We start from the raw sequence: 25957 nt of genomic DNA, 5'->3' as shown, positions 1-25957 counted from the left end.
ACCTTTGTAGGATGCACGCCTGACTCTGCATTTCGCGTCACGGAAGCTAACCTGAAGGATAATGATTTGACGCAACATGGTGGCGATGCGCCGCCATGATAATGACGCAGGTTCTTTAGAGGGATGACAGATGGATCAATTACTTGAGCGTTTTCTCAGTTATGTCGCAGTAGAAACTCAGTCAAAACCTCAGGCGCGACAGGTGCCGAGCAGCGAAGGGCAGTGGACGCTGGCGCGTCAATTACAGGAAGAGTTGATTGCGTTAGGCTTTGTTGATGTCTCGCTGAGCGATCATTGCTGCGTGATGGGCACGTTACCGGCGAACGTCGATTGGCCCACGCCGGTGATCGGTTTCATTTCGCATATGGACACCTCGCCCGATTTCACCGCCAAAAACGTCAATCCGCAGATTATTGAAAACTATCGCGGCGGCGACATTGCGCTGGGCAACGGCGATGAAATTTTGTCACCGGTGATGTTCCCGATCTTGCATAAGCTGATGGGCCATACGCTGATCACCACTGACGGTAAAACTTTGCTCGGCGCGGATGATAAAGCTGGCATCGCCGAAATCATGACCGCCATGGCGCGCCTCGCACGAAGTGATATTCCGCACGGCGCGATTCGCGTGGCATTCACGCCAGATGAAGAGATTGGTCGTGGTGCATCGCACTTTGACGTCGAAGGGTTTGCCGCCGATTGGGCGTATACCGTAGATGGCAGCGATTTAGGCGAGTTTGAATTCGAAAACTTCAACGCCGCCACCGCCATGGTCAGAATCACCGGCAACAATGTGCATCCTGGCAGCGCCAAAAATGTCATGGTCAATGCATTGGATCTGGCGATGCGCTTCCACGCTGAATTGCCGGCCAAAGAGAAACCGCAGTTCACCGATGGCTACGAAGGCTTTTTCCATTTGCACACCATTAAAGGCACGGTGGAAAATGCCGAGCTGATGTATTTGATTCGTGACTTCGACGCCGATAGTTATGCGCAGCGTAAACAGCTGCTGGAAGAGATTGGTCAGCGTGTGGGTAAAGGGCTGCAAAGTGAGTGCTCGATCAAAGTCGAAATCACGGACAGTTATCGCAACATGCGCGAGAAAGTCGAACCGCATCCGCACATCATTGAGTTGGCCTTGCAGGCGATGCGCGATTGCGGCATCGAACCGAATGTTAAACCGATTCGCGGCGGCACCGACGGCTCGGCGTTGTCATGGAAAGGTTTGCCGTGCCCGAACCTGTTTACTGGCGGCTATAACTATCACGGCAAGCACGAGTTCGCCTCACTCAATGTGATGGCGCAGTCGGTGGATGTGATTGTACGTTTGTGTGAATTGGCTGGGCAGAAGAAGTAGCCACAACGCGGTGCGCATCAATGCGCACCCTGCAACATTTTACTTAGTGGGGTCGCCATTTATGGCGACCGCTTAATCAGCTTACTCGCCGAAGAACCAATAGCCGCTATTCACCAACGCCGCCAGCTGTGCCAGCATCGATGGATCATCCAGCGCATCGCCGAAATCCTCTAACGTCAATACGTGATTATGTGCCAATGCCGCCAGCACTGCTGGATGGTTGCAGGTGATCGATTCACCGTTGACAAACACCGCATCGCCCAGCGTCAAGACACGCAAGCCACCGAGACGCGTCAGCGCATCACCTTGCTGCAACGCATCGTAGATTTCATCCGGCTGATACGGTGGCTCCGGCGGCGCGATATCCAGCTCGTGACGCGATTGCGAAATAAACTCACCGAACCACTGATTAAACTGCTCCGGCTGGTTAATCACATCCATCATTACTTTGCGGATGCCTTCGATTTCAGACGGCAAAATCTGTGACGGGCAATCGCGTGATGGCACATCCGGATCGCTATAACGGTAGCTGCCCAACTCGTTCGCCAACATATGGTCGGCAAAACCGCTGATCAACTCACGGCCATTTGGCGCGCGGAAGCCCACCGAATAGTTGATGGCATTTTCCAGCGAATAACCTTCATGCGGGAATCCTGGTGGAATATACAGAATATCGCCGGGCTCCATCTCTTCATCAATGATGGCGTCGAACGGCTCAACCTGCAGCAGATCCGGGTGCGGGCAATGCTGCTTCAGCGCCACTTTTTCGCCTACGCGCCAGCGACGACGGCCGGTGCCCTGAATGATGAACACATCGTATTGATCGAAATGCGGGCCCACACCGCCGCCCGGTACTGCGAAAGAGATCATCAGATCGTCAATGCGCCAATCAGGCAGGAAACGGAAAGGGCGCATCAGCGCGGCTGAAGGTTCGTGCCAATGATTCACCGCTTGTACCAGCAGCGACCAATTGCTTTCGCCCAGATGATCATAGCTTTCAAACGGACCGTGACTTACCTGCCATTTGCCGTTGTTATGGCTGACGAGGCGGCTATCCACCTCATTTTCCATCGCCAAACCGGCCAGCTCATCAGGGGAAATAGGATCGATGAAATTTTTAAAACCACGTTTGAGCACCACCGGGCGTTTCTGCCAGTAGCGCTGAATAAAATCGGGCCAGTTGATGTCGAGCTGATAGTCCATATGGGGAGTCCGTATGCGGCAAAGAATGTTGGCAAGTATAACAGCCCGCGCCTTTTTCTACTCGCGGTGATGCTCGACTTCCTGACGCTGGAATATCACTTCCATGCGCGCGCCGCCGAGTGGGCTGGTGGTGGCGATCACTTGCCCCGCGTACTGTTCGAGGATGTCGCGTACCACCGCTAAACCCAAGCCTTGACCGGGACGCAATGTATCGGCGCGTTGACCACGCACGAAGATCAGATCGCGTTTGCTGACCGGAATGCCAGGGCCATCATCGTCGATAAACAGATGCAGCGTATTGTCGGTTTGGCGGGCAGTGACTTCAATAAATTCGAGGCAATATTTGCAGGCGTTATCCAGCACGTTGCCGAGCACTTCCATAAAATCATTCTTATCGCCGACAAAAGTCAGTTCCGGCGAGATATCCAGCGTGATCTCGACGCCTTTGCGCTGATAAACCTTATTCAACGCGGAACACAGACTATCCAGTAACGCGGAGACCGAGTGCAAATCGCGCTGCAACGGATTGTGATCGGCTTGCATGCTGGCGCGATGCAGATAATAGCCAATCTGCTGTGAAATCCGGCTAATCTGCTCCAGCATCACCGGTTCCGCTTGTTCCACGGTGATCTCTTTGCCGCTGCGTAGCGAGCGTAATGTGCTTTGCAGCACCGCTAACGGGGTTTTCAGGCTGTGCGTGACGTCAGAAAGCGTGGTGCGATAGCGCGTATAGCGCTGGCGTTCGTTGGTCAGCAGCAAATTCAGATTACGCACCAGGCTGCGCAGCTCTTGCGGCGGGTTATCATCAATGCTGTCGCGTTGCCCCTTTTCCAGCTCGCGCACTTGCGCTGTCAGGTCGCCAATTGGCCGCAAGCTCCAGTGCGCCGCCAGCCACAGCAGGGGAATGATCAGTAGCAGATTGGCGGCCAGCACATAGCTAAACCACGACCACACCACATCGGAATGCTGCAACTCTTGCGGAATCGAATCCACCACCACAATCGTCAGCGCCGGCAAATTGGTGGTGGCGTCGTAACGATTGACCGCGACCGAGTGGGTAAAGGTATCGTTGCTGTCGCTATCCAGCGCGTGCAAGCGCTCTTTGGCCTGCGAGTTATTGCCAATTGCCGCCTGGCTGGTGCGATTGCTGGTGTCGATTTCATAGAAATCAGGTTTGAGTAGCCACTCGCGGCGGATTTTTTTGCGGATATCCGGCACGTCGCGCTGCTGCCACAACAACTTGCCGTGTTCATCGTAGATAAACACCAGCGTCGGGAAATTGAGCGTCATGCGCTCGGGTTGCGCGATGGTCAGTTTATTGTCTTGCCATTGCGCCAGCGTAAAGAACAGGTTGCTCTCGCCGCGCATCACGCGATAGGTATTTTTATCGAAGCTGACCACATAACCGACCACGGCAACCATGCCGTAGGAGAGTGACAAAAACAGCACGATCGCGGCCGTCGCCAACAGGAAACGGGCGCGTAAAGAGAAAGGGCGAAAGCGACGAAACAACGTCATAAATCAGAGATCAAATCGGTATCCCTGGCCGCGTACTGTGTTGATAACTTCGGTCGGATAAAGTGAAAGAATCTTTTTGCGCAGGCGACCCATCAGTACGTCGATGGTGTGGCTTTCGCGCAGTTCCGCGTCGGGATAAAGCTGTAACATCAACGAATCTTTGCTCACCACTTTGCCCGCGTTACGGATCAGCGTCTCGACAATGGTGTATTCAAACGCGGTCAGTTTAACCGGCGCATCTTCCACTGTGAGTTCGCGGCGCGACAGATCTACCTGGAACGGCGGCATTGAGATAATTTGCGAGGCGTGCCCGCTGTTGCGACGCATCAGCGCCTGCAAGCGTGCAGCCACTTCTTCAATGTGGAACGGTTTGGTCACATAGTCATCGGCACCGGCTTCCAGCGCTTCCACTTTTGCCTGCCAGCCCTCACGCGCAGTCAAAACCAGAATCGGTTGACGAACAGCATCGGTGCGCCAGCGGCGAATCAGCGACATGCCGTCTTCGTCGGGCAAACCGAGATCAACCAAGGCGATATCCGGGATGTGCTCTTGCAGGAAATAATCGGCTTCTTTGGCATCTTCTGCGGCATCGACCTGATGGCCCATTTCACGCAGCTGCACGGCGAGGTGATGGCGCAACAGCGCATTATCTTCCACAACCAGTACACGCATAGTATTTCCTTAGCTTCCAACGTAGTGATGATGGAAAAGAGTATATGCGAAGACGATTAAACCGTTGGTGAACATTGATGGGTTCGTTATCGGGCGACCCTTTGGCCGCCCGAATAAACCATTACTTCAAATCATCAACCATCTGGATCGCACGGCCAATGTAGTTAGCTGGCGTCATCTGCTTCAGACGCACTTTTTCATCTTCCGGCAACTCGAGGCTATCGATAAAGGTTTGCATGCCTGCCGCATCAACGCGTTTACCGCGCGTCAACTCTTTCAGCTTCTCGTACGGCTTCTCGATGCCATAACGACGCATCACGGTCTGGATTGGCTCTGCCAGCACTTCCCAGTTGTGATCCAGTTCGTCCAACAGACGATCGCGGTTCACTTCCAGCTTAGAGATGCCTTTCAGCGTCGCTTGATAGGCAATCAGCGCATAACCAATACCAACGCCGAGGTTACGCAGCACGGTGGAATCGGTCAGATCGCGCTGCCAGCGGGAAACCGGCAGTTTGCTGGCCAGATGCTGCATCATCGCGTTCGCCAGACCGAGGTTGCCTTCGGAGTTCTCGAAGTCGATCGGGTTCACTTTGTGCGGCATGGTTGAGGAACCAATTTCACCGGCGATGGTTTTCTGTTTGAAGTGATTCAGCGCGACATAGCCCCAGATATCACGGTCAAAGTCGATCAAGATGGTGTTGAAACGCGCGATGCAATCGAACAGCTCAGCGATGTAATCGTGCGGCTCAATCTGCGTGGTGTACGGGTTCCAGGTAATGCCCAGCGAGGTGACAAATTGCTCGCTCAACTGATGCCAATCCACTTCCGGATACGCTGAGATGTGTGCGTTGTAGTTGCCGACCGCGCCGTTGATTTTGCCCAGCACTTCAATTTTGCTCAGCTGACGCAGTTGACGCTCCAGACGATAGGCGACGTTCGCCATCTCTTTGCCCATAGTTGAAGGCGTGGCTGGCTGACCGTGAGTACGTGACAACAGCGGAATGTCGCGATATTCGTGCGCCAGGCCTTTCACCGCATCAATCAGCTTGTTCCAGAATGGCACGATGACATCACGACGCGCAGTTTCCAGCATCAAAGCGTGCGACAGGTTGTTGATATCTTCGGAGGTGCAAGCGAAGTGGATGAATTCCGAAACGGCGTGCAGCGCGGGCACATTTTCCACTTTCTCTTTCAGGAAATATTCCACCGCTTTCACGTCGTGGTTGGTGGTGCGCTCGATGGTTTTGATGCGCGCAGCGTCTTCTTCGCTGAAATTGGCGACAATAGCATCAAGGAAAGCGTTTGCGTCGGCATCAAATGCAGGAACTTCCTTGATCTCGACAGTCGTGGCCAATTTTTGTAACCAACGAACCTCAACCTCAACGCGGAATTTCAGCAAACCGAATTCGCTGAAGATAGCGCGCAGTGGGCTGACTTTATCGCCATAACGACCATCAACAGGTGAAACGGCGGTCAGAGAGGATAATTCCATCAGTGCAACTCCTGAATCGTTTAACAATTATGCCGGGGCGGCGCTTAGTACGCCGGACCCAGGCGGGATAAAAGGGTTTTGGCTTCGCCCAACAAACGCTGGCGCGAAAACATCAGCTGCAAGCGGCCACCGCCAACTTGCTGCCATAACACCGCAGAGCGAATGCCCGCCAGCAGGGCGGCGCGCACTTTACTCTGCACTTGTGAATTCTGTAACACCTGCGGCGAACCGGTGACTTGAATACGCGGCCCCAGCGGGCTAATCACATCCACATAAATGCCGGCCATCGCGCTGACGATGGTGTCGGATTCCAGCTCATAATGCGCCAGTTGACGATCGAGTTGGCTGATGCGTTGCGCCAGCGTGTTCATGGCGGTTTTATTGCCGTGCAGCTTACGCTCCAGCACCATCATGCTCAGGGTGTAGCGCGTCAGTTCCGCACTGGCACCTTGACGGTTGCTGCTGTTCAGTACCGCCATCAAGGTTTCTAATCCTACGCGCAGATTGGCTTCATCATTGCCATAAACCGCCAGCGTCGAACCTGGATTGAGATCGAGCAAACTGCGCAGCGACACGTTTAGTGCATCGTTGTTGCATTGCCCCTGATGCGCCAGTTGCTGCACCACATGTGCGGCCTGGCAGACACCTGCCAGCGCCAGCGTAATCTCATAATAGTTCTTAGCCACGCTTAACTCCTGTCATCGCGTCGGGCAGCGCCGACCTTAGGCTTCTGCCAGAGGCAGGCGTTGTTCAATAATGCCGCCGCCGAGGCAAACATCGCCAAGATAAAATACCGCGGATTGGCCTGGCGTGACGGCTGCAACCGGCTCGTCAAAACGCACTTCAATACGGTCATCGCCGTGTGGAATGATGTCGCATGGAATATCCGTTTGGCGATAACGGGTTTTCACCGTGCAGCGCAGCGGGGCGGTGATCGGCTGGCGATCCACCCAATGCAGCTGTTGTGCAATCAAACCCACTGACATCAAACGTGGATGTTCGCCGCCTTGCGCCACAATCAGGCGATTGCGCGCCACATCTTTATCCACTACATACCACGGATCGTCATTGCTCTCTTTGCGTCCGCCGATACCCAAACCTTTGCGTTGACCCAGCGTGTGGTACATCAAACCCTGATGTTCACCGACAATTTCGCCATCAACGGTTTCAATCTCGCCTGGCTGGGCTGGCAGGTAACGACCCAGGAAGTCACGGAATTTGCGCTCGCCGATAAAGCAGATGCCGGTGGAATCTTTTTTCTTCGCGGTGATCAGATCGAGTTCTTCGGCGATGCGGCGTACTTCGGGTTTCTCCAACTCGCCAACCGGGAACAGACTTTGCGCAATCTGCTGATGGCTGAGCGTGTAGAGGAAGTAGCTCTGATCTTTATTGCCGTCGAGGCCGCGCAGCAGGCGACTTTGACCGTCAACGTCCTGGCGGCGCACATAGTGGCCGGTGGCGATGTAATCTGCGCCGAGATCGTCTGCCGCGAATTCGAGGAAGGCTTTGAACTTGATCTCTTTGTTGCATAGGATATCGGGATTCGGCGTGCGGCCGGCTTTGTACTCTTCGAGGAAATGCTCGAACACATTATCCCAGTACTCAGCGGCGAAGTTGATTTTGTGCAGCTTGATGCCGAGTTTGTCACACACGGCTTGTGCGTCAGCCAGATCATCGGCGGCGGTGCAATACTCCTCGCCATCGTCTTCCTCCCAGTTCTTCATGAACAGGCCTTCAACCTGGTAGCCCTGCTGTTGCAGTAACCAGGCGGAAACGGAAGAATCGACGCCGCCGGACATTCCGACGATCACTTTTTTCTGGCTGTTGTCAGACATGACGCACTCTTAAATTACGATAAAAACAGGCGGCGCATTCTATCATGCAGAAGCGGGGCGCGCACCCTCGTGAAACGGCCATTGGAACGGCGCGACCAGATGCAGCGGATAGCGATCACCTTGTTGCCACAATCGCACGCTTTCGGCGACTAGCGGCGAACGCAGGCGATTGGCCGTGAGAATCTGCTCTGGCGGCAGCCACCAGCAGCAATCAATGTCGCGATCGTGAGGCGAGGTTTCCATTTTTTTGGTCAGATCGAGGCCAAACAGGAAACGCACAAAAGGTGTATCGTCCGGCGCAATCCACTGCTGCACGCCGAGGAAATATTCGGGTTGCGCATCAATACCGGTTTCTTCGAACAGCTCACGTTGCGCGGCTTCAATAATGGTTTCGTTGGCTTCAAGATGTCCGGCGGGTTGATTCCAGGTAATGCGACCGTGTACGCGCTCTTCTACCACCAGCAACTCACCCTCAGCCTGTACAATACAAGCGACCGTTACATGAGGTTTAAACATCCTTCCTCCGAAATTGTTAACTAAAAGTTATTAAACGGCCGCGCTGATATCGCGCCATTCGCCTGGCGCTAAATCGCCCAATTGATGTTCGCCCATGGCGAAACGAATTAAACGCAGCGTAGGGAAACCGATGTGTGCGGTCATACGACGCACCTGGCGATTACGCCCTTCGTACAAGGTGATTTTCAACCAACTTGTGGGGATGGCTTTGCGCTCGCGGATGGGCGGCTGACGCGGCCACAGCCACTCGGGTTCCGGCATTAACTCAACACCTGCGGGCAACGTGGGACCATCGTTGAGCGTCACGCCGCTGCGCAGCAGGGATAAATCTGATTCCTGCGGTGCGCCTTCCACCTGCACAAAATAGATTTTTCCGGTGCGTTTGCCGGGCTGCGTTAACTGCGCTTGCAGCGCGCCGTCATTGGTCAAAATCATCAACCCTTCGCTGTCGCGATCAAGGCGTCCTGCGGCATAGACGTCGGTTACCGGCACGAAATCCTTCAAAGTACGGCGTCCGGCCTCATCACTGAATTGCGGTAAAACATCGAAAGGTTTGTTAAAGAGTATGACGCGTCGCGGGCCTTTAGGTCGGGTATCGCGGCGCACAGGCTTACGCACCGGGGCGTTTGTGCGCTTATCCCGGTGAATTCGTTGAGAAGTTTTTCGCATGGGCTTTGCAGTCGGAAACATTCGGCGCATTATAGCGCGAAACTACGGTGATTGGCGTAGCGGAAATTATCAAGTAGTATTGACCCGCATCTTACAAATCATTAACAAAAAATCGCTCGAAGGAGAGGTTGATGGAAAGCAAAGTAGTTGTTCCGGCGGAAGGTCAAAAAATCACCCTGGCTCAGGGAAAACTTACAGTTCCGAATAACCCGATTATTCCTTACATTGAAGGTGACGGTATCGGTGTTGATGTTTCCCCGGTAATGTTGAAAGTGGTTGATGCCGCTGTGAAGAAAGCCTACAACGGCGAGCGTAAAATTTCCTGGATGGAAATTTATACTGGTGAGAAATCAGTAGAACTTTACGGCCAGGACGTCTGGCTGCCGCAAGAAACCCTCGATTTAATCAAAGAATATCGCGTTGCCATCAAAGGCCCACTGACTACGCCAGTTGGCGGCGGTATTCGTTCTCTGAACGTTGCACTGCGTCAGGAGCTGGATCTGTACGTATGTCTGCGTCCGGTTCGCTACTACAAAGGCACGCCAAGCCCGGTTAAGCGTCCAGAAGATACCGATATGGTGATCTTCCGCGAAAACTCAGAAGATATCTATGCTGGTATCGAGTGGAAAGCGGGTACGGCAGAAGCCGACAAAGTGATCAAGTTCCTGCGCGAAGAGATGGGCGTGAAGAAAATTCGCTTCCCTGAGCAGTGCGGTATCGGCGTTAAGCCATGCTCGGAAGAGGGTACTAAGCGTCTGGTGCGTGCAGCGGTTGAATACACCATCACCAACGATCGTGATTCTCTGACCTTGGTTCACAAAGGCAACATCATGAAGTTCACCGAAGGCTCTTTCAAAGACTGGGGCTACCAGTTGGTGAAAGAAGAGTTCGGCGGCGAGCTGATCGATGGTGGCCCGTGGATGAAGTTCAAGAATCCGAACACCGGCAAAGAGATCATCGTTAAAGACGTGATCGCGGATGCCTTCTTGCAGCAAATCCTGCTGCGTCCAGCTGAATACGACGTTATCGCGTGTATGAACCTGAACGGTGACTACATCTCTGATGCCTTGGCGGCGCAGGTTGGCGGTATCGGTATCGCACCTGGCGCGAACATCGGTGACGAATGTGCACTGTTCGAAGCGACTCACGGTACTGCACCTAAGTATGCCGGTCAGGATAAAGTGAACCCAGGTTCAGTAATCCTGTCAGCAGAAATGATGCTGCGTCACCTGGAGTGGTTCGAAGCGGCTGACCTGATCGTGAAAGGTGTTGAAGGCGCTATCGCTAACAAAACCGTGACCTACGATTTCGAACGTCTGATGGATGGCGCTAAACTGCTGAAATGTTCAGAGTTTGGTGATGCGATCATCAACAACATGTAATTTGCCGTTACGGTAGAAAGCATAACGGGAGCCACTGGCTCCCGTTTTTTATGCGTAAGAATCAGCTTTAATTAATTGGCAGACGATGGTTATAAACAAAAATCGTCATACCAGAGAAGGTTAGTACTTCATCTGGTGTGCCAAATTGCTGGCGTATCGCCTCCAGACGACGGTTGGCGTCGCCGTTATTATCATTAGTTGCAATAGCCGGAATAGCCACAAATTGGCGCTCTGGGGAGCGTGCAACAAATTCTGGTTCCAGCCACGAGCGCATCGTTTGCCCACGTGAACTTGAGAACATAATTTTATAATCGTCTTCCCATATTACTGGCGTAATGTGGATTTTATTCTCTGAGAGCCAATTAACGTTATTTGACCACTTCCAGAAGTCACCATAGCCAAAACTCAGGTTGTTTTGATTAAGGAAGGTGATATACGCACGGGTTTGCGCCTCATCATCGGCGTACGGGCCAGGATTTTGCGTATAAGAATAGCAAGATGAGGCGACAAACAGCGCCAGAATGCCACTGAGGACAACATTCTTTTTAGCACCCAAATATAATGTGACAACCATGACCAGGCAGCAGAAAACATTCAGGAAAAATCGCGCGCTTCCTTCAGATGCCATGTCATAGCCAATAACGAAGGAGGTAATAATCGCCGCGATACTCAGGAATGAGAACAGGGCGATAAAACGTGCCTTCTCTCCCAGTTGCCAGCAAACCACTGCTGCGCGCAAAAATACCAGCACCCAAATTGCCAACGAAGTGAAATAAGCAATATTGTTATCAATAAAAAATAAATTCAGACTGCGGCCGAGAATATGCACTGCCCACTCAGCATTACCCCACCATTGATCTATCGGAACCACTTTAAAATGCTGCACCGGAATATGTAACCAGCGTGGTACCGCCTGAATCATAGTAAAGATAAACGTTAGCAAATAAATTATAGTGGTTTTCTTACTGATTATTTTTTGCCAGCTGAAGTAGCCATGCACTAGTAACAGTGGTAAAAACCAGGTTGCTGAAAACCACGGATCGGACACTGCCGTCAGTAGCGAAAGTAGACTGTATAATGCGGTTATCGCCGTTGATTTTTTTCTAAGGTTATAAAAACTCAGAGCAAAAATAACCACACCAAAAAAATTGGTGGAATAATGAGAGAACGGATGAGCGATGAAACCATAAATGTAGCAATACGCTGGTAGCAAGACGATCAACGCGGATGCGATAAACGCGGTATATTTGCGCTGCGTTGACTGAACGACCGCTGTCACAATCAACGGAGTCAAAAATACGAAAAATAGTGTAGAGAGCGTCAGGACGAAACGGTCATCACTGGAAAAAAGTGCATAGAATAAAAAATTGATGGGGTAAACGGTGAAGTACCAGTTGTCTGGTGTTGGCTTCCAGTCGCGTAATACCGAAAAACCTTCGTCAAGAAAAGCACGCCATACTAGCGGGCTGTTAGCCACATCAGGCTCAAAAGGGAAATAACGGAAAGTTAAATACCACGAAGCTGCAAAGGTCACTACTATAACGAACAACCACACTAGCCTGTTCGTCAATTGTGAAGCTATCATTTATTAAATCCTTTTGAGTTTTTAACTAAATAACGTGGTCTTCTTTTGGTCTCGACATAAATGCGACCGATATATTCACCCAATACACCAATGCCAATTAATTGCACACCACCCAGAAACAGAATCGACACCAATATGGATGAGTAGCCAGGAACTGGATTGCCCCATATCAATTTATCAATCGTCATCCACAAGCCATAAAGAAGCGAGAATAGCGCCACGGTAAAACCAATATAGCTCCAGACCCGCAGGGGGAAAGTTGAGAAACTGGTCAGTCCCTCTAACGCTAAATTCCATAACCTCCAGCCATTGAATTTACTTTCACCGGTAATACGCTCTGAGCGGGAATACTCAACAATTGCTGCTTCGCCCTCCACCCAACTCAGCAAGCCTTTCATAAACAGATTGCGCTCCTGCAATTGTTTAATATTTTCTACGGTTTCACGGGATAATAAGCGGAAATCGCCGACGTTCTCTTCTATTCTTGGTGAGCTGATTTTATTATGCAGACGATAAAACCACTCGGCACTTTTACGCTTGAAGTTCGTGTCGCTGCTGCGGTCAGTGCGTTTTGCCAGCACTACCGGCCAACCCTCTTGCCATTTACGGATTAACGCCGGGATCACTTCAATCGGATCCTGCAAATCAACGTCAATCGGGATCATCGCATCACCGGTTGCATGTTCAAGTCCGGCCAGCAATGCCGGTTCTTTGCCGAAGTTACGCACAAAATTCAGCGCTTTCACTGTGGGATCGGCATCAGCTAGCGCATTGATCACGCGTTCACTTGCATCATGACTGCCGTCATTGACGAACAGAATTTCGATTTCGTAGCCACTGAGTTTTTCTTTCACTGCCCGATAAAAAATGGGAATCGCGTCTTGTTCATTGAAGACGGGAACGATAAGGGAAATTTTCACTTTTTAATCCTGAAAACAATGAAATGTGAGTAGATAAAGCCAGTGATTAAACTGACCAGCGAAAATGTTATCAAGGTGATCAGCGGGTTGAGGACGATTCGATCAGCTAGATGGCCAATTCCTAGCGCGACTGCACCCATGAAAATGACATACAGAGAATAACGTTTACCAGTCGCCTCGCTATTAAAGGTCCAGCGTGCATTGGCATAAAAAGAAAAAGTGACGGCGAGACAAAACGCAGTAATGTTGGCAATGGACTGGCTTGAACCCAATGCATAAAGCAGAGCAAAAACTGCCCAATGCAACAACGTGTTGATGACACCAATCGAGGAATATCGCGCGAACAGTTTTAGCATCATGAAAGGGCAGTGTTATCCTGGCGAAAAGATGATTATGTCCGGCGCAACTAGCACGCAACAAATACTTCTCAAAATAAATGAAATTTTAAACGGCAACAGCCAAATTGGCTGAAAATGGTATCAGAACGAGCCTGGAGAAAAAACCTTATCACTGCAGGACAAAGCGCAAAACAGGAAGCAAAAGTTCCTGTTTTAAACGCATTGATTGGGGTCAGCCTTGTGAAGAATCAGCCTGGCTGACGGAAGTTTCACGTGGTTGCGACAACCGCCAAAAATCACTGCCGCCGGGATGTTGGTACATGCGCAATGAGAACTGCCCAACAATCGCGTAGATGTACTCGAAAATCGCCGACTGCGAGTTCTCGTAATCCACCCACAATACCGAAGACGTAAAGCAGTACACTTCCACCGGCAAGCCTTCTGGCGACGGCTTCATCGCACGTACCACGATGTACATATCTTTCTTGATATCGTCACGCTGCGACAACCACGCCGTGAGATATTTACGAAACACCGTGAGATTGGTGATGCCGTTTTCGGCGAACCAACGCTCGCCGACTGCATTGGTATCGCGGCCATCCATCAGCGCGGAAAGTTGCTCGTTTACACCGCGAATCTGGCTCATTTGCTGCACCATTTCGTGATCAAGAAAACGTATCGACATCTGATCGAGATGGAAGCTGCGCATAATGCGGCGTGCACCAGAAGAGAACATCGCTTGCCAGTTGGTGTAGGTCTCGGTAAGAAAGTTTTTAGTGGGGATGCGCGACAGCGTATTGTCCCAATTGCGAATGGTGATGGTGTGCAGCGCGATATCGATCACTTCGCCACTGATGCCGTTGTCCGGCATTTCAATCCAATCGCCGAGTTGCAGCACGTCATTGGATGACACCTGAATATTCGCTACCAACGACATCAGCGTATGCTGGAATACCAACATTAATACCGCTGCTACCGCCCCCAAACTGGAGATAATAATCACCGGCGACTTATTCGACATAATGGCCAGAATCATAATCGCCGAAATAATATGCACCAGAATCTTGCCGACCTGAATATACCCTTTGATCGAGTGGTTCTTACGCTTGGCTTTTTTCGAGTACGAGTTGTTGACGATTTCCAGCACTTCGGTAAAGAACAGCGATAAATAGACAAAGAACAGAATGCCGCAGATGGTTTTTATCGCAATCAATAGATGCTCGGGCAAGTCCGGCATAAATTGCAGCAGGTAATAGACGGTGATAACCGGAATAAAGTTGGAGAGCTTTTCCGACAGTCGCACGTCTTTATCCAGCGGTACCTGATTCTTATGCGTGCTGAAGAACACTTTCCTCACCACTTTCACTACAAAGAATTTGCAGATCAGGTGAGCAAACATGCCCGCGATCATCAGCAATATCAGGCTAAAACCGGCAGACAATACCGTATTGCCTTCAATAAAATTTTGAATAGTACTCAAGTAATTCATTTCAACCACATGCCGGACAAAGTTTGCGGGAATTCAACCATAAATTGGCCACTGATGGTATGCGATGGGTGCGCAATTAATCGTTTTGAGCGGTGTTTTGTTGGTGTTGAATTCATATTTACAATCCATTGCACGGAAGTTTGAATCACTTAGCATTTATACACTGACAGCGGTGTTTATTGCGTCGCAAACCGCTATCTTCAGCGCTTCAGTTTAGGAGGTGATATGCAAGGTGTAATCAAGTTTGTTAAAGGCTGGCTGCTGTTTTCCTTGTTGTGGGGCATCTTCATGTGGTTTGTTTCCTGGAAAGCGCAGGGCAAAGAGTTTGGCATGGTGATTGTGATGAGCTTGTACGCGGGGCTGATATATCAAGCTTTAATGACGATGGTGGCGCGTTACAAAGCGCGGCGTTCACAGGTTTGATTGTTCACAACTCCCCACACAGCTTTGCGGGACGCTGACGCTAATTTGCACTCGTTCGGGCAATCTGAGCCAACTTAAATCAGCTTGCTGGAATGTGAACGATGGGAAAGACGAGTATTGCCGCGTGGTTTTTTCTGCTGCTGTCGTTTGGTGCCTGTGCACAATTACCTGAGAGTTCAATCACTCTGCCCACGCATCAGGGGCGGCATTTGCAGGAAGGGAATAATACGGTGGATGTGGCAGAAACGCCGGATGAACATATTAAAGAACGCACTGATGATGTCGGTTATCACCAATAAAAATGGGGCCAGTATGGCCCCTTTTTGTCGGATTATTTACGTCCCAATAGGAACCCTATAATCACGCCGACGCTCGCGGCTACAGCGAGGCCGGAAACGGGATTATCCCGCACTGATTTCACCACACAATCTGCTGCATCCTGGACGGCATAACTGGCCTGAGCCGGATAACGGCGCGCGGCACCTTTTGCTTGCTGGCGGCGTGAACCCGTCACCTCACCAAATTTTTCCTGAACGGCACCGGCTGCTTCATTCAATTTTGCTTCCGCTTTATCGCTCATGTTAACTCCCTGATCGTGATGAATGTATTACATAGCGTAGTCAGAGAAACTGCCGTCAGCAAATCACGCAGCAGCAAAGGATGTAACAGCAGTTTGCAGGGAGCAAAAATCCTGTCCAGACTGAAAAGTGGTCAAATGCATTTTGCATCCATGCCAGGCGGTTCATCACCAACAGGAGGAGTCATGAAACGCGATGTATTAAGTGAAGACGATTATGACGAAGTGTGCCGGGTGATCGGCGATGCGGTAATTGTGCTAACGGAATGTGGTCATGAAACCAAAAGGGCGGAGATCACCGAGCTATTACAGCGCACGCGCCATCAACGTGCACATGATGAACGCGATGAACAGCGCATGCTGGAACACGCCATCCGCCTGGTCAGGCCGTAACGGCGTTACGCATTACCGCGAAAGGCCGGATACCAGCTGACCAAAAAGTGGCGCAGATGATCAAAACACCATTCGGCATCATCCGCTTGCTGGCAGTAATAGCGCACGGTGACTTTCTCATAACGAATGTGGCGCTGGTGCAGCGGCGACCAGCCCCAATCCAGCACCGCGCGGGCATAGTTGATCAAGGTGCCGCTTTGCATGCTGTGTTGTTTTTCCTGTCGGCTGAGGTACATCTCAAACGCCTGATCCAAACTCTGCGTCTCTTCGCTGCTGATATTGGCGAGTGAAGGGCGAAACGCCACATCGATAAAACCGCATACACCATCGTCTCGCTGCTGCCAATCGCAAGCCAGCGTCATGAACAAACCGTCCTGCAAATTCACTTCTTCCAGCAAGCGCCGCAAATTTTCGGAATGTTTAACCACGGCGATCTCATCGATGCGATCGGTTTCCAGCGTCAGATCAAAGCCACAGGGATTGATAGAACCATCGGTATTAGTTGTCGCAGGGAAGGGGAAATCGATATAGCCGTTATTATCCAGACTCTTTTCCATCATGCAGGTCCGCAGCGTGAGATTGCCTGACAATAAACCATCTCGCGCCGCGACGCACGGCTTAAGGGCAGGTCCAGGTAATCATGGTGTTCTGATAAGGATTGATCAGGCGGAACTGTTTGTCCGACAGGCGTTGTGCGTAGAACCCTTCAGCGGTAATCGCCGATGGCACATATTGGAAGCGATCGGTGGAGTGCAAAGGGCCACTCTCCACTTTCACGCCATCACGCGTGACGGCAAATGCGCTCACCAAATCAAAAATACGCGCTTGCGTATTGCCCATCGACTGACCATAAATGGTCGAGACTTCGCCGGGACAATCGACACCCTTTGGCGCAGAACTACAGCCAGCCAAAAGTAAAAAGGTGAGTACAACCGTAATTCGCCACATGAGTACCTGCCTCATTCCCTGGTTTGCAATGGCACGCCAATGCGTACTGATAATTGGATCATAGCAGGTCTGACGCCGCTTCCCATTTGTCATTTGTATAATCGTTAAGCGGAAGGAATGTAAAGGGGTGACTTAACTAGCAGATAAACGGTATTCTTGCCAGCGTTGCGCACCGGGTAAGCAAAACAAGGGCATATTAATGAAAGAAGAAGAAGCGAGTTTAATGATTCTTCAGCACGCGATCGATAAATTAGAAGCCGACAAAAAACAGCAGGTCATGAACTGTGTAGCGGCCATCCAGGAAGTGATGCAGGGATATTCCAGCGAAGAGGCCGGTTTGGCATTAATGCTGGTTGCCGCGCAAGTGGCTGCCGAGTAATTCCCCGCATCCCATCGTGCAAACATTGCTGCTGACATCAATACGCAGCAGCAATGTCCTCTGGTATTAATCTTTCTCCTGGTTTCCTTTCTGGTCAGATGTGCTAAACCTGTTTGTGAATCCAAAAGGAGGATGAGATGAAAAAGACACTGTTGTTAGTTGGAACTTTTAGCCTTGGCCTACTGCTGGCAGGTTGCGCATCCGATCACGTCTTGCACACCACCGATGGTCAAACCATTGTGGTGCAGGGCAAACCGAAGGTTGATGACGATACCGGCATGATTACTTACAAAGATATTGATGGTAAGGAACAGCAGATCAATCGCAATCAGATTAAAGATATGAATTCAATTAATTGATTCTAGGTTTCTGTCTTTGACGTTTCGGCCCGCCTTAAGCGGGCCGACTGCAATTTATTTCGGTATCAATTGTCTTTGCCGCAGATCCAGCGGTGACTGCTCAGCTTCATCAATCGCCGCCAGCCAACTTTGCAAAGTCACCTTCGCCCACGACAAATGACCGCGCGTGGTGCTCATCAACACGACATCCGGCCGCAACGAACGATACAGCTCCAACGACTGCTGTAACTCTGTAGTATTACTTTCCGGCATCAGCACGCTGATCCAGCGATTGTAATCACGGGTAAGGGTATCGCCGACAAACAGGTAGGTTTGGCCGAGCGGCGAGTGATACAAAAAACTGCTGCTGCCGGGCGTGTGTCCCGGTGTCGGTAGCAGATGGAAATCGCCGAAATGCGTGTCTTGCTGAGTAAAGGTTTCGTCGGGTTCGATAATCAAACTCACCGGCCCCAACGAACGGCTGTGGCAATAAAGCGCGCTATTAAAACGCTGCTGAATTGCCAGCGCGCCCGGCGCAGCTTCATGCCAATGGGTAAAATAGTGACGGATAATGCCACCGGCATCGTCGAGAAACTCATGGTCGAGCGGATGCTCCACGCGACCAATCAGCAAGTTGCCGCGCGGATGGCGCAGCATAAACCCATGCATCATTAAATCACTCGCCGTCTCTTCGGCGGGGAATTCTGGCGTGGAGATCCACAAATCGTCATACAGTGGCTTCATTGGCGGTCTCCTGCGGCAAAACGTTAGCGCAAAGTCGGATGGCCGGTGAAGGCGAGCTGTGCTTCTCCGTTCTCAATCTGCAAGGTGCTGCTGGCACCGAGCGGCAACGTCACGGTATCGACACCGTGACCAAATGCCAAATCGCTGATGACAGGAATCTGCCATTCATCACGGATACGCTGCCAAACGGTGGAAAAATCAAAACCATTGTCGTAATCCGTCAGCGAGGTGCTGGTAAAGCTACCGGTGATGATCGCCTGCTGGCGCGGCAAAATGCCACTTTGCTGCAGTTGAATTAGCATGCGCTCGATGCGGAACGGATGTTCATTCACATCCTCGATCACCAGAATTCCGCCTTCAATCTGCGGCATCCACGGCGTGCCAATCAGCGAGCAAATCATCGCCAGATTGCCGCCCCATAACGTACCTTGCCAGCGGCCTTGATCGGGGCTGGCGCTAGGCCAACCTATCTTGACTGTAGGTGAAGTTAGTGCCTGCCAAAAGTGAGAGTAGGTAAATTCAGATAATGTCTCTGCACCAAAATTCCCCGCTAACATCGGACCGCTAAAAGTGGTAAGGCCAATTTGCGCCAGCAAGGCTAACTGAATGGCGGTGAAATCGCTGTGACCGCACAATGCCAGCGGTTGATTGAGCAACGCGCGTTGCAAGCCGATGTAATCGATCTTATCGAGCAAACGCGAAGCACCGTAACCGCCACGCACCGCCAGCACGATATCGGGCAGCGATTCCAGCGCGGCCAAGCCATTTACATCATCCAGCCGCTGCGCATCATCACCGGCAAAGCGCTGAAAACGACGCTCAATCGCGGAGAGATTCTGCAGATGATGGCCTTCAGCTTGTAAACGGTTCACCGCGCGTTGGGCGGCATCTTGATTGTGACAATAGCCCGAAGGGGCGATCAGACGTAGCGTGCGAGGAGTAACCATACCTTCCATCCTGCTAAAAATTGGCCTGCCGATGATGACGAAATGCGTTATTGATGTCACGACTGCACAAGGTTTTTTACCGATTTAGGATAAACGGTAATTTTGCATTGCGCTGCGCCAGGTATGATAGCTTGCGCCAATCCTATTGCGGAACCAAAAATCAGTGAAAATTCGACTACTTATGCTGTCTGCACTGGTGCTTGCTGGTTGTTCCAGCGAGCCAGAAAAACCGGTAATGCCCGAGAAAAATACGCCATTAACCCAGGCACCGCCGTCGAAAGTGAATGATGCATGGTCAATGTTTACCGAAGATGCCGCCAGTCATTATGGCGTTGATGAGAAGTTAATCAGCGCCATTATTAGTGTCGAATCCGGGGGCAATCCTACCGTGGTGAGCCGTTCTAATGCGGTCGGATTGATGCAGATTAAAGCGTCAACCGCAGGGCGCGAAGTCTATCGTACGCAGGGCCGCCATGGTCAGCCAAGCTCATCAGAACTGCGCGACCCGGCAAGAAATATTGATATTGGCGCCGCGTATCTGAAGATTCTGCAAGATTCCGCGTTAGCCGGTATTCGCGATCCGTTGACGCTGCGTTACGCCACCATTGTGTCGTATGCCAACGGCGCGGGCGCGTTATTGCGCACCTTCTCACGCGATCGCGATCGCGCCATTGCGATGATTAACGCCATGTCGCCAGATGAGTTTTATCAACACGTGCAGAACAAACATCCGGCGGCACAAGCTCCGCGCTACTTGTGGAAAGTCACTACCGCCTACCGCACCATTGGCTGATATTCAGTAGGGTCGCCATTTATGGCGACCTGGTTAACTACCGCAATGCACTAACCTTCCACCAACAATCTCGCCGTCGGATAATCGACAATCAACACCTGCACATAGCCGCCGCGTAACGCCCCACGAATCGCCTGCGCTTTTTCTACGCCTCCGGCCAACGCTACCACCTGCGGACAACGTTTCACCTGCGCCAGTTCCATACCAATCACCGGATCTTCCGCCGCGCTCAGCACCGGCTGACCATCGGCATCAAAATAGTGCAGGCAAATATCGCCCACCGCGCCACGCTCAGCCAGCATGCGTAGCAACTCGCCGTCGTAATAGTTGCCGGAATTACGCAGCAGGGCGGAAGGCTCCAGATCGCCGATGCCGACAATCGCCAAATCAACCTGATCAAACTTCTCCAGTACCACCGCCACATCCGGATTAACTGATAAACGCTGGCGATCCTGCACCGAATGTTCAATCGATTGCGACGGCAGCAGCCACGCCGGGCAATCCAGCAGCGCCGCCAGATTCTGCGTCAGAATCGTCGCCTGCACGTTGCCGTTAGCGCCGACGCCGCCCAGCAGTTGAATCACGCCTTTGCACGGCGCGCTCAGCGGATGCAGCGCATCGACCATCGCGCGGATGGTGCCGCTCCACGAAGAGATGCCGATCAGTTCATCAGCACGCAAGCGGGTTTCCAGATAGTGCGCCGCCGCAGAACCAATGGATTGCTTAATTTGCAGCGCAGAAGCCTGTTCCGGCACATCCACCACAATCACTTGCGGCAAGTTATACGTCTGCTCAATGGCCTTTTCCAGTTCAGGAAACACATTGGCGGGCGGCACCACGCTGATCTTCACCACACCTTCTTTCACGCTGCGATTGAGAATGCGCGAGACAAAGGATTGCGACAATTTCAGCAACTGGGCAATGTCGGATTGCTTCCTGCCTTCCACATAATAAAGCGTGGCGATTTTCACCATCAGCCGCTGTTCATCCTGTTTTGCCATGGTTTTTTCTCTCTCTTAACCTGCCTGGTATTGTTAATCAGCCGGTCATAAATAACAACGCAGAACATTTTGTGATCGTTTTCGCTTTTTCGGGATCGGGCATTGGACGTGCTCGAAAAGCCAGCGCATAGTCATTATGCATATAAAATCGCAATTGAATATATATTCAGGCGGAGAAAATAAATGAAAGCATCTGTCCTTAAAGTCACCCTACTGGCTTCAATCATGATGATGTCGGCTGCCTCAATGGCGGCAGATAAAGGCTTGCTGGCGATCATCACGCCATCGCACGACAACCCTTTCTTTAAAGCGGAAGCCGATGGTGCGCAGGAAAAGGCCAAAGCGCTCGGCTACACCACGCTGGTGGCCTCGCACGACGATGACGTGAACAAGCAAAACCAGCTGATCGAAACCGCGATTGCGCGTAAAGCCAAAGCCATCATCCTCGATAACGCCGGTGCCGACGCCACGGTAGGACCGGTGCAAAAGGCCAAAGATGCCGGCATTCCTACTTTCCTGATTGACCGTGAAATCAACAAAACCGGCATTGCGGTGGCGCAGATCGTTTCTAACAACTATCAAGGCGCGCAATTGGGGGCTGAGAAGTTTGCCAAGCTGCTGAACGGTAAAGGGGATTACGTTGAGCTGCTGGGCAAAGAGTCGGATACCAATGCGGGCGTACGTTCGCAGGGCTATCACGATGTATTGGATGATTATCCCGATCTGAAAATGGTGGCGCAGCAAAGTGCCAACTGGAGCCAAACCGAAGCCTTCAGCCGCATGGAAACCATCCTGCAAAAAAATCCCAACATCGTCGGTGTGATCTCCGGTAACGACACCATGGCGCTGGGTGCAGAAGCGGCGTTAAAAGCGGCCGGTAAAACCAACGTGATTGTGGTCGGCTTCGACGGCAGCGATTACACCCGCGACTCCATCATCAATAAAGGCAACATCAAGGCCACGGTATTGCAGCCGGGTTGGGATCAGGCGCAGATGGCGGTTGAACAGGTTGATTACTACCTGAAAAACGGCAAAGCGCAGAAAGAAGAGAAGCAGTTGATGGATTGCGTGCTGATTGACGACAGCAACGCGGCGAAGCTGAAAACCTTCAAGCTGGCGCAATAACATGGAGGTCGGCATGAAGGGGAAAGTGGCGGGCAAACTGAGTATCGCGCTGCTGACGTTGCTGTTAGCCGCCTGCACCGTGGTGGATCTCGATGCCAACGGCAATCCCATCATGCCGAAAGATCCTAATGCAAAACCGAGTTACAGCAACCAAACGCCGCAACAGATCGCCGAAGCCAGTTGGGCCAGCCGCGTGCAACAACCGGCAGAGCAGAAGGCGCTGAGTTGGGCCGATATGGAAACCAAAAGCCACACCGTCAAAGCGGGCGGCAGCGAAAGTGTGTTTGTGCGTGCATCGGGTACGGTAACGGCATTTGATAACAGTAACGATCGTGAACGCACGTTGACCGTCACTATCAACGGCAAAGCGGTGAAAGTATTGATCGGTCCGGTGCTGCGCGGTAATGCGATTCGTGATGCCGCCGGTTTCCGCTTTGAAGAGTTCACCAATCAGGTGCAGTACGCGCAGCTGACCAAAGCGTTGAACCGTCATGCGGTGAAACAGTTGCCTGCGGTGGATGCCAGTTGGGTCGGCAAACCGGTCAGCGCGCTGTTAGCGGTGAGCATGGGCGCAGGCACGGTGGATGACGTGGTGGCCATTCAGCTACAGCAGGGGAATCCATGATGAGCGACGACATTATCCTGCAAGCCAATCAGATGTCGATGTTGTTCCCCGGCACCTTAGCGCTGGATCGCGTGGATTATCGTGTGTGGCGCGGCAAGGTCAACGTCATCATCGGCGAAAACGGCGCGGGCAAATCGACGTTGATGAAGATTCTGGCGGGCGTGCAGCAACCGAGCAGTGGCGAAATGTTCCTGAATGGGCAGAAAGTCGCCTTTAGCAGCACGCGTGACGCCGCACGCCACGGCATTGGCATGGTGCATCAGGAACTAAATCTGTTTGAAAACCTCAGCGTCGCGGAAAACATTTTCCTCGGTCGTGAGATCCAAAGCGGTATCCGTCCGATCAATGAGGCAGAACAAAAACGTCGCACTGCGGGGTTGATGCAGCGCCTCGATCAACCGATTTCACCGGATGAAAAAGTCGGCAACTTGAAAGTCGGTCAGCAACAGTTGGTGGAGATCGCCAAAGCGCTGGCCGAGGATGCTGACATTTTGATCCTGGATGAACCGACCTCGGCACTGAGCAAAACCGAAGTGGAGATTCTGTTCCGGGTGATTCGTGAACTGACACGGCAGAACGTTTCTATCATCTACATCTCACATCGGCTGGAAGAGCTGATGGCGATTGGCGATGTGATCACCATTCTGCGCGACGGGCGCTTTCAGGCCGAAGCCAAGGTCAGCGACATCGATGTGCCGTGGATTGTACGTGAAATGCTCGGTAGCGAGCCGATCAGCACTTTCCTGCCGCCGAATCGCCAGTTTGGTGCGCCAATTCTGGAAGCCGAGCACATCACCTGCGTTAGCCCCAACGGCAACACGCTGGTGGATGATGTCAGTTTCCAGGTGCGATCCGGTGAAATTGTCGGCATTTACGGCTTGATGGGCGCGGGGCGTACCGAACTGTTTGAGTGCCTGCTTGGCAGCCAGCGTAACTATCTCGGCAAACTGTGGCTCGACAGCAAACCGCTGCCGACGCGTCTGCCGACTGCGGAGCGCATTCGTATGGGCATGAGTTTGGTGCCGGAAGATCGCAAACGTTCTGGCATTTTTCCCATCTCTTCGGTGGCAAGTAATCTCACCATCGCCAGTTTGTGGCGGCGTCTTTCCCATCGCACGGTGATCTCCGAACAAGCCGAGCGCGAAGTGGTGGCGAGCACGGTGGGCAATCTGGCGATCAAAATCTCGTCGCCAGACGTTGCCATCAGCGCCTTGAGCGGCGGCAATCAGCAAAAGGTGGTGATTGGCCGTTCGTTGCTGACCAATCCGCGTTTGCTGCTGCTGGATGAGCCGAGCCGTGGCATCGACGTGGGCGCGAAAGGCGAAGTGTTCCGCATGATGGTGAAGCTGTCGGAGCAGGGGATTGCGGTGGTGTTCTCCACCTCGGATTTAAAAGAAATCATGGCGGTTGCCGATCGCATCATCGTGATGTCCGGCGGCAAATTGACGGCTGATCTCCCGCGTGCAGAAGCGGAAGAGGCAGCGCTGGTTAAAGCAAGCGCACAAGGGTTCTGATATGAAAAATCACGGCGCGCTCGCGCTCGCAACGCAAGGCAAAGCCTTTAACTCGCGTGAAAGCCTGATTCTGTTGCTGTTAAAACTGCGCACCTTTATTGCGCTGATCCTGATTGTCGGCTTCTTTGCCATCACGGTGCCGGATTTCCTCGCGGTTGGCAGCATGGTGATCATGGTGAAACACATCGCCATTAACGCCTTCCTCGCGCTCGGTATCACCTTTGTCATCATCACTGCCGGTATCGATCTGTCGATCGGCGCCACGCTCGGTCTGTGCGGCATGATCGCCGGTTGGCTGATCACCAAAGGTATTGTGCTGCCGATGTTTGGCATCGCCATCTTCCCCAGCGTGTGGGTGATTGTGCCCGTGGTGTTGCTGATTGGTGGGCTGATTGGTGCGGTCAACGGCTGGATCATCACCCGCTATAACGTCGCACCCTTCATCTGCACGCTTGGCACCATGTACATCCTGCGCGGCACCGCGATGCTGACCTCTGGCGGTGAAACGTTCCCCGGCTTACAGGGCAACGAACTGCTCGGCAATACCGGTTTCGACAAAATTGGTGCTGGTTACTTCCTCGGTCTGCCGTGGGCGATTTGGATGATGGTGGTGCTGGCGCTGGTGATTGCCTACGTTGCGCGCCGCCTGCCGTTTGGTCGTCAGGTGTATGCGATTGGTGACAACGAACGTGCGGCGGAACTCTCCGGCGTGAAAGTGAAGTCAGTGAAAATCTGGGTGTACGCCATCTCCGGTTTCTGCGCGGCGATTGCTGGCATCGTGGTCTCTTCACAATTGGTGGCGAGCCATCCGGCTAACGGCACTTCATTTGAAATGAACGCGATTGCGGCAGTGGTGCTGGGCGGTACTTCGCTGGCCGGTGGACGCGGCACCATTCTCGGCACATTGATTGGTGCCTTTGTTATCGGTTTCCTTGCCGACGGTTTGATCATGATGGGCGTCAGCGAATTTTGGCAAATGGTGATCAAAGGCATCGTGATTATCGTGGCGGTGATCATCGACCAAATGCAAAGCCGCATGCAGCAAAAGGCGGCGGTAGTGGCGCAGAAAGCGCTGATTGAAGACACAGCAAAAAGTTAATCGGTTGGGTGCAGGCGCTGATTGTCTGCACCTTTTTTTCTCAAGCGTGAATAAATATTCATTAGTGCTTTAAAA

General features: G+C 52.1%; 30 protein-coding genes. 12 read left to right on the top strand and 18 right to left on the bottom strand.

Annotation, left to right across the window (positions count from 1 at the left end):
• The first annotated feature begins 130 nt into the window (after nt 1–130).
• Complete coding sequence (gene pepT, locus ACPUC7_RS20525; RefSeq protein ID WP_494924280.1) at nt 131–1357, top strand: peptidase T; 1227 nt, start codon at nt 131–133, stop codon at nt 1355–1357.
• An 81-nt stretch (nt 1358–1438) separates the two neighbouring features.
• Here pepT and ACPUC7_RS20520 read toward each other — a convergent pair whose 3' ends face one another.
• From ACPUC7_RS20520 to rluE, 8 genes are all read right to left on the bottom strand, one after another.
• Nucleotides 1439–2560 carry a ribosomal protein uL16 3-hydroxylase gene (locus ACPUC7_RS20520; protein ID WP_343553189.1) on the bottom strand — a complete coding sequence of 374 codons (1122 nt, stop codon included), beginning with the start codon at nt 2558–2560 and terminating at the stop codon, nt 1439–1441.
• 57 nt (nt 2561–2617) lie between these two features.
• On the bottom strand, nt 2618–4078 hold the full coding sequence (gene phoQ / locus ACPUC7_RS20515; protein WP_494924279.1) for a two-component system sensor histidine kinase PhoQ: 1461 nt from the start codon (nt 4076–4078) through the stop codon (nt 2618–2620).
• A 3-nt stretch (nt 4079–4081) separates the two neighbouring features.
• Nucleotides 4082–4750 carry a two-component system response regulator PhoP gene (phoP, locus tag ACPUC7_RS20510; RefSeq protein ID WP_343553187.1) on the bottom strand — a complete coding sequence of 223 codons (669 nt, stop codon included), beginning with the start codon at nt 4748–4750 and terminating at the stop codon, nt 4082–4084.
• Between the two features lie 121 nt (nt 4751–4871).
• On the bottom strand, nt 4872–6242 hold the full coding sequence (purB, locus tag ACPUC7_RS20505; RefSeq protein WP_494924278.1) for an adenylosuccinate lyase: 1371 nt from the start codon (nt 6240–6242) through the stop codon (nt 4872–4874).
• Between the two features lie 44 nt (nt 6243–6286).
• Entirely contained in the window at nt 6287–6928 is a 642-nt protein-coding gene (gene hflD / locus ACPUC7_RS20500; protein WP_494924277.1) for a high frequency lysogenization protein HflD, read from the bottom strand.
• Between the two features lie 36 nt (nt 6929–6964).
• Complete coding sequence (gene mnmA, locus ACPUC7_RS20495; protein WP_494924276.1) at nt 6965–8077, bottom strand: tRNA 2-thiouridine(34) synthase MnmA; 1113 nt, start codon at nt 8075–8077, stop codon at nt 6965–6967.
• Between the two features lie 42 nt (nt 8078–8119).
• Complete coding sequence (locus ACPUC7_RS20490; protein ID WP_494924275.1) at nt 8120–8593, bottom strand: NUDIX domain-containing protein; 474 nt, start codon at nt 8591–8593, stop codon at nt 8120–8122.
• Nucleotides 8594–8623: 30 nt separating this feature from the next.
• A complete protein-coding gene (gene rluE / locus ACPUC7_RS20485; RefSeq protein ID WP_494924274.1) occupies nt 8624–9292 on the bottom strand; it encodes a 23S rRNA pseudouridine(2457) synthase RluE in 669 nt (222 codons plus the stop codon).
• Between the two features lie 101 nt (nt 9293–9393).
• Here rluE and icd point away from each other — a divergent pair, with 101 nt between their 5' ends.
• On the top strand, nt 9394–10644 hold the full coding sequence (gene icd, locus ACPUC7_RS20480; protein WP_494924273.1) for an NADP-dependent isocitrate dehydrogenase: 1251 nt from the start codon (nt 9394–9396) through the stop codon (nt 10642–10644).
• A 67-nt stretch (nt 10645–10711) separates the two neighbouring features.
• Here icd and ACPUC7_RS20475 read toward each other — a convergent pair whose 3' ends face one another.
• The 4 genes from ACPUC7_RS20475 to ACPUC7_RS20460 form a co-directional block, all read right to left on the bottom strand.
• Entirely contained in the window at nt 10712–12229 is a 1518-nt protein-coding gene (locus tag ACPUC7_RS20475) for a hypothetical protein (RefSeq protein ID WP_494924272.1), read from the bottom strand.
• Nucleotides 12226–13149, bottom strand: coding sequence for a glycosyltransferase family 2 protein (locus ACPUC7_RS20470; RefSeq protein ID WP_494924271.1), 924 nt, complete (start codon nt 13147–13149; stop codon nt 12226–12228). Before ACPUC7_RS20470 ends, ACPUC7_RS20475 begins: the two co-directional genes overlap by 4 nt.
• On the bottom strand, nt 13146–13505 hold the full coding sequence (locus tag ACPUC7_RS20465) for a GtrA family protein (protein WP_494924307.1): 360 nt from the start codon (nt 13503–13505) through the stop codon (nt 13146–13148). The genes ACPUC7_RS20470 and ACPUC7_RS20465 overlap by 4 nt, the downstream gene beginning before the upstream one ends.
• Before the next feature lie 214 nt (nt 13506–13719).
• On the bottom strand, nt 13720–14976 hold the full coding sequence (locus ACPUC7_RS20460) for a mechanosensitive ion channel family protein (RefSeq protein WP_343553178.1): 1257 nt from the start codon (nt 14974–14976) through the stop codon (nt 13720–13722).
• A 225-nt stretch (nt 14977–15201) separates the two neighbouring features.
• Here ACPUC7_RS20460 and ACPUC7_RS20455 point away from each other — a divergent pair, with 225 nt between their 5' ends.
• Nucleotides 15202–15399: a DUF6404 family protein gene (locus ACPUC7_RS20455; RefSeq protein ID WP_494924270.1), complete on the top strand. Its 198-nt coding sequence runs from the start codon at nt 15202–15204 to the stop codon at nt 15397–15399.
• 101 nt (nt 15400–15500) lie between these two features.
• Nucleotides 15501–15698 carry a hypothetical protein gene (locus ACPUC7_RS20450; RefSeq protein ID WP_494924269.1) on the top strand — a complete coding sequence of 66 codons (198 nt, stop codon included), beginning with the start codon at nt 15501–15503 and terminating at the stop codon, nt 15696–15698.
• Between the two features lie 32 nt (nt 15699–15730).
• Here ACPUC7_RS20450 and ACPUC7_RS20445 read toward each other — a convergent pair whose 3' ends face one another.
• The gene (locus ACPUC7_RS20445) at nt 15731–15979 is read right to left on the bottom strand and encodes a CsbD family protein (protein ID WP_343553176.1); all 249 of its coding nucleotides are present in this window, start codon (nt 15977–15979) and stop codon (nt 15731–15733) included.
• A 183-nt stretch (nt 15980–16162) separates the two neighbouring features.
• On the opposite strand from ACPUC7_RS20445, the gene ACPUC7_RS20440 reads away from it, so the two are divergent.
• Nucleotides 16163–16369 (top strand): DUF2767 family protein, encoded by a 207-nt coding sequence (locus ACPUC7_RS20440; RefSeq protein WP_343553175.1) that lies wholly within the window; start codon nt 16163–16165, stop codon nt 16367–16369.
• A gap of 5 nt (nt 16370–16374) precedes the next feature.
• Here ACPUC7_RS20440 and ACPUC7_RS20435 read toward each other — a convergent pair whose 3' ends face one another.
• Both ACPUC7_RS20435 and ACPUC7_RS20430 read right to left on the bottom strand, forming a co-directional pair.
• Entirely contained in the window at nt 16375–16926 is a 552-nt protein-coding gene (locus ACPUC7_RS20435; RefSeq protein ID WP_494924306.1) for a hypothetical protein, read from the bottom strand.
• A gap of 61 nt (nt 16927–16987) precedes the next feature.
• The gene (locus ACPUC7_RS20430) at nt 16988–17317 is read right to left on the bottom strand and encodes a hypothetical protein (RefSeq protein ID WP_343553173.1); all 330 of its coding nucleotides are present in this window, start codon (nt 17315–17317) and stop codon (nt 16988–16990) included.
• Nucleotides 17318–17516: 199 nt separating this feature from the next.
• On the opposite strand from ACPUC7_RS20430, the gene ACPUC7_RS20425 reads away from it, so the two are divergent.
• The gene (locus ACPUC7_RS20425; RefSeq protein WP_494924268.1) at nt 17517–17696 is read left to right on the top strand and encodes a hypothetical protein; all 180 of its coding nucleotides are present in this window, start codon (nt 17517–17519) and stop codon (nt 17694–17696) included.
• A gap of 137 nt (nt 17697–17833) precedes the next feature.
• Nucleotides 17834–18055 carry a YgdI/YgdR family lipoprotein gene (locus ACPUC7_RS20420; RefSeq protein ID WP_343553171.1) on the top strand — a complete coding sequence of 74 codons (222 nt, stop codon included), beginning with the start codon at nt 17834–17836 and terminating at the stop codon, nt 18053–18055.
• Between the two features lie 54 nt (nt 18056–18109).
• On the opposite strand, the gene ACPUC7_RS20415 is transcribed toward ACPUC7_RS20420, so the two are convergent.
• Together ACPUC7_RS20415 and ldcA are read right to left on the bottom strand one after the other, a co-directional pair.
• Nucleotides 18110–18778, bottom strand: coding sequence for an MBL fold metallo-hydrolase (locus tag ACPUC7_RS20415; protein WP_494924267.1), 669 nt, complete (start codon nt 18776–18778; stop codon nt 18110–18112).
• A gap of 23 nt (nt 18779–18801) precedes the next feature.
• Nucleotides 18802–19725, bottom strand: coding sequence for a muramoyltetrapeptide carboxypeptidase (ldcA, locus tag ACPUC7_RS20410; RefSeq protein ID WP_494924266.1), 924 nt, complete (start codon nt 19723–19725; stop codon nt 18802–18804).
• A 163-nt stretch (nt 19726–19888) separates the two neighbouring features.
• Here ldcA and emtA point away from each other — a divergent pair, with 163 nt between their 5' ends.
• On the top strand, nt 19889–20518 hold the full coding sequence (emtA, locus tag ACPUC7_RS20405) for a membrane-bound lytic murein transglycosylase EmtA (RefSeq protein ID WP_343553168.1): 630 nt from the start codon (nt 19889–19891) through the stop codon (nt 20516–20518).
• A 50-nt stretch (nt 20519–20568) separates the two neighbouring features.
• On the opposite strand, the gene ACPUC7_RS20400 is transcribed toward emtA, so the two are convergent.
• A complete protein-coding gene (locus tag ACPUC7_RS20400; RefSeq protein ID WP_494924265.1) occupies nt 20569–21519 on the bottom strand; it encodes a sugar-binding transcriptional regulator in 951 nt (316 codons plus the stop codon).
• A 183-nt stretch (nt 21520–21702) separates the two neighbouring features.
• On the opposite strand from ACPUC7_RS20400, the gene ACPUC7_RS20395 reads away from it, so the two are divergent.
• Genes ACPUC7_RS20395 through ACPUC7_RS20380 form a run of 4 tightly spaced genes read left to right on the top strand, consistent with a single transcriptional unit; the run spans nt 21703 to nt 25882 of the window.
• Entirely contained in the window at nt 21703–22644 is a 942-nt protein-coding gene (locus ACPUC7_RS20395) for a D-ribose ABC transporter substrate-binding protein (protein WP_343553166.1), read from the top strand.
• A gap of 13 nt (nt 22645–22657) precedes the next feature.
• Nucleotides 22658–23269, top strand: a complete 612-nt coding sequence (locus tag ACPUC7_RS20390) for a DUF2291 family protein (RefSeq protein WP_494924264.1) — start codon at nt 22658–22660, stop codon at nt 23267–23269.
• Entirely contained in the window at nt 23269–24783 is a 1515-nt protein-coding gene (locus ACPUC7_RS20385) for a sugar ABC transporter ATP-binding protein (protein ID WP_494924305.1), read from the top strand. The genes ACPUC7_RS20390 and ACPUC7_RS20385 overlap by 1 nt, the downstream gene beginning before the upstream one ends.
• Nucleotide 24784: 1 nt before the next feature.
• Nucleotides 24785–25882: an ABC transporter permease gene (locus tag ACPUC7_RS20380; RefSeq protein WP_494924263.1), complete on the top strand. Its 1098-nt coding sequence runs from the start codon at nt 24785–24787 to the stop codon at nt 25880–25882.
• Nucleotides 25883–25957: the final 75 nt, after the last annotated feature.

Source organism: Pantoea sp. CFCC18179 (assembly GCF_059412405.1).
The sequence above is the reverse complement of the archived record's forward strand: the minus strand, read 5'-3'. Positions and strand labels throughout refer to the sequence as shown.

Bases quoted from the DNA above. Each gene is read 5' to 3' on its own strand.
- ACPUC7_RS20430 (WP_343553173.1), bottom strand. From the start codon at position 17,317: ATGTGGCGAATTACGGTTGTACTCACCTTTTTACTTTTGGCTGGCTGT.
- ACPUC7_RS20425 (WP_494924268.1), top strand. From the start codon at position 17,517: ATGAAAGAAGAAGAAGCGAGTTTAATGATTCTTCAGCACGCGATCGAT.
- ACPUC7_RS20395 (WP_343553166.1), top strand. From the start codon at position 21,703: ATGAAAGCATCTGTCCTTAAAGTCACCCTACTGGCTTCAATCATGATG.
- ACPUC7_RS20520 (WP_343553189.1), bottom strand. From the start codon at position 2,560: ATGGACTATCAGCTCGACATCAACTGGCCCGATTTTATTCAGCGCTAC.
- purB (WP_494924278.1), bottom strand. From the start codon at position 6,242: ATGGAATTATCCTCTCTGACCGCCGTTTCACCTGTTGATGGTCGTTAT.
- ldcA (WP_494924266.1), bottom strand. From the start codon at position 19,725: ATGGTTACTCCTCGCACGCTACGTCTGATCGCCCCTTCGGGCTATTGT.
- pepT (WP_494924280.1), top strand. From the start codon at position 131: ATGGATCAATTACTTGAGCGTTTTCTCAGTTATGTCGCAGTAGAAACT.
- ACPUC7_RS20475 (WP_494924272.1), bottom strand. From the start codon at position 12,229: ATGATAGCTTCACAATTGACGAACAGGCTAGTGTGGTTGTTCGTTATA.
- ACPUC7_RS20420 (WP_343553171.1), top strand. From the start codon at position 17,834: ATGAAAAAGACACTGTTGTTAGTTGGAACTTTTAGCCTTGGCCTACTG.
- ACPUC7_RS20380 (WP_494924263.1), top strand. From the start codon at position 24,785: ATGAAAAATCACGGCGCGCTCGCGCTCGCAACGCAAGGCAAAGCCTTT.
- ACPUC7_RS20385 (WP_494924305.1), top strand. From the start codon at position 23,269: ATGAGCGACGACATTATCCTGCAAGCCAATCAGATGTCGATGTTGTTC.
- ACPUC7_RS20455 (WP_494924270.1), top strand. From the start codon at position 15,202: ATGCAAGGTGTAATCAAGTTTGTTAAAGGCTGGCTGCTGTTTTCCTTG.
- icd (WP_494924273.1), top strand. From the start codon at position 9,394: ATGGAAAGCAAAGTAGTTGTTCCGGCGGAAGGTCAAAAAATCACCCTG.
- ACPUC7_RS20440 (WP_343553175.1), top strand. From the start codon at position 16,163: ATGAAACGCGATGTATTAAGTGAAGACGATTATGACGAAGTGTGCCGG.
- phoP (WP_343553187.1), bottom strand. From the start codon at position 4,750: ATGCGTGTACTGGTTGTGGAAGATAATGCGCTGTTGCGCCATCACCTC.
- ACPUC7_RS20400 (WP_494924265.1), bottom strand. From the start codon at position 21,519: ATGGCAAAACAGGATGAACAGCGGCTGATGGTGAAAATCGCCACGCTT.
- ACPUC7_RS20445 (WP_343553176.1), bottom strand. From the start codon at position 15,979: ATGAGCGATAAAGCGGAAGCAAAATTGAATGAAGCAGCCGGTGCCGTT.
- ACPUC7_RS20460 (WP_343553178.1), bottom strand. From the start codon at position 14,976: ATGAATTACTTGAGTACTATTCAAAATTTTATTGAAGGCAATACGGTA.
- ACPUC7_RS20435 (WP_494924306.1), bottom strand. From the start codon at position 16,926: ATGGAAAAGAGTCTGGATAATAACGGCTATATCGATTTCCCCTTCCCT.
- mnmA (WP_494924276.1), bottom strand. From the start codon at position 8,077: ATGTCTGACAACAGCCAGAAAAAAGTGATCGTCGGAATGTCCGGCGGC.
- rluE (WP_494924274.1), bottom strand. From the start codon at position 9,292: ATGCGCCGAATGTTTCCGACTGCAAAGCCCATGCGAAAAACTTCTCAA.
- ACPUC7_RS20490 (WP_494924275.1), bottom strand. From the start codon at position 8,593: ATGTTTAAACCTCATGTAACGGTCGCTTGTATTGTACAGGCTGAGGGT.
- phoQ (WP_494924279.1), bottom strand. From the start codon at position 4,078: ATGACGTTGTTTCGTCGCTTTCGCCCTTTCTCTTTACGCGCCCGTTTC.
- ACPUC7_RS20390 (WP_494924264.1), top strand. From the start codon at position 22,658: ATGAAGGGGAAAGTGGCGGGCAAACTGAGTATCGCGCTGCTGACGTTG.
- ACPUC7_RS20465 (WP_494924307.1), bottom strand. From the start codon at position 13,505: ATGCTAAAACTGTTCGCGCGATATTCCTCGATTGGTGTCATCAACACG.
- ACPUC7_RS20450 (WP_494924269.1), top strand. From the start codon at position 15,501: ATGGGAAAGACGAGTATTGCCGCGTGGTTTTTTCTGCTGCTGTCGTTT.
- ACPUC7_RS20415 (WP_494924267.1), bottom strand. From the start codon at position 18,778: ATGAAGCCACTGTATGACGATTTGTGGATCTCCACGCCAGAATTCCCC.